Genomic DNA, 2,215 nt, shown 5'->3' on the forward strand with positions numbered 1-2,215 from the left:
ACCACCCCCCCCCCCCCCCCCCCCCCCCCCCCCCCCCCCCCCCCCACGAAACTATTAAGCAACATCCTCCTATAATTCCCCTCCACAAACAAAGAGACCTTGTTTAAAAGGCCTAGAGAGACTTCGAGTTGAAGCTTTTGAGATTGTTTGAGATCATTGAAAACTAAGCAAGTAAATAGACTTAATAACTAACAAAACAGTTAGATATTAGCTCAATAATAAGTTTACTTATAATTAACTAATAAACAACAACCGTCTATTCTATTTGAATCCAATTTATTGGATCCCTTATAGTATAGATACATACAAAAAAGTCCATAAACTGTTCACGCGGATTATGGCAAACAAAGCCAATGATTTTATAATCTTGGGCAAAGATCAGTAATTTCACAGCAATGTGATCTTTACATAATCTGGAATCTACTTAAACTAATTCTCAAACATTTATGTTTGTAGCTTTAGTGAGAGGAATTGAAAAGGGACTTTGTTCCTTTTCAAGGAGACCGACAATTATGGAGAGTTTGATCCTGGCTCAGAGTGAACGCTGGCGGCGTGCTTAACACATGCAAGTCGAACGGTAACAGAAACTAGCTTGCTAGTTTGCTGACAAGTGGCGCACGGGTGAGTAATATATAGTTAATGTACCTCGAAGACCGGGATAGCCATTGGAAACGATGATTAATACTGGATATACCTTTTATACATAAGTGTAAAAGGGAAATGTTTTTTCGCTTTGAGATCAGACTATATCCCATCAGTTAGTTGGTAGTGTAAGAGACTACCAAGGCAATGACGGGTAGCGGGTTTGAGAGGATGATCCGCCACACTGGTACTGAGACACGGACCAGACTCCTACGGGAGGCAGCAGTGAGGAATATTGCACAATGGAGGAAACTCTGATGCAGCAACGCCGCGTGGAGGATGACGCATTTCGGTGTGTAAACTCCTTTTATGAGCCAAGAAAATGACGGTAACTCATGAATAAGCACCGGCTAACTCCGTGCCAGCAGCCGCGGTAATACGGAGGGTGCAAGCGTTACTCGGAATCACTGGGCGTAAAGGACGCGTAGGCGGGTTGGAAAGTCAGGTGTGAAATCCTACAGCTTAACTGTAGAACTGCACTTGAAACTTCTAACCTAGAGTATGGGAGGGGGAGATGGAATTAGTGGTGTAGGGGTAAAATCCGTAGATATCACTAGGAATACCCAAAGCGAAGGCGATCTCCTGGAACATAACTGACGCTAAGGCGTGAAAGCGTGGGGAGCAAACGGGATTAGATACCCCGGTAGTCCACGCCCTAAACGATGAACACTAGTCGTCGTGATGCTTGTCATTGCGGTGATGCACTTAACAGATTAAGTGTTCCGCCTGGGGAGTACGGTCGCAAGATTAAAACTCAAAGGAATAGACGGGGACCCGCACAAGTGGTGGAGCATGTGGTTTAATTCGAAGATACGCGAAGAACCTTACCTAGCCTTGACATTGATAGAACACAGTAGAGATACAGTGGTGCCCTTCGGGGAGCTTGAAAACAGGTGCTGCACGGCTGTCGTCAGCTCGTGTCGTGAGATGTTGGGTTAAGTCCCGCAACGAGCGCAACCCTCGTCCTTAGTTGCCAGCAGGTTAAGCTGGGCACTCTAAGGAGACTGCCTTCGCAAGGAGGAGGAAGGTGAGGACGACGTCAAGTCATCATGGCCCTTACGGCTAGGGCTACACACGTGCTACAATGGGGCGTACAGAGTGTTGCGATACCGCGAGGTGGAGCCAATCACTTAAAGCGTCTCTCAGTTCGGATTGGAGTCTGCAACTCGACTCCATGAAGCTGGAATCACTAGTAATCGTAGATCAGCAATGCTACGGTGAATACGTTCCCGGGTCTTGTACTCACCGCCCGTCACACCATGGGAGTTGATTTCACCCGAAATTGGGAAGCTAACCTTCGGGGGGCTACCACTTACGGTGGAATTAGCGACTGGGGTGAAGTCGTAACAAGGTAACCGTAGGAGAACCTGCGGTTGGATCACCTCCTTTCTAGAGTAAAGAGAAAACATTCATTTGTTTATCTTAACAAAGAAAATCTCACGAAGAGAAGTCTTCTCGAATTTTAATTCGTAGCTTTAGTGATATGAATTGAAGCGGAATTACTTCCGATTCAAGAAGACAAATATGTTATGTTATTAGTTTATTGCTTGCTTAGTTTTCAGTGATCTGTGTT

1 rRNA gene is annotated in these 2,215 nt (G+C 45.6%); it reads left to right on the forward strand.

Annotated elements, in window-relative coordinates:
- Nucleotides 1–509 precede the first annotated feature (509 nt).
- Nucleotides 510–2,031, forward strand: a 16S ribosomal RNA gene (locus M947_RS23155).
- The last annotated feature ends 184 nt before the right edge of the window (nt 2,032–2,215 follow it).

It is taken from the genome of Sulfurimonas hongkongensis (assembly GCF_000445475.1).
GTDB classification, from domain to species: Bacteria; Campylobacterota; Campylobacteria; order Campylobacterales; family Sulfurimonadaceae; genus Sulfurimonas; species Sulfurimonas hongkongensis.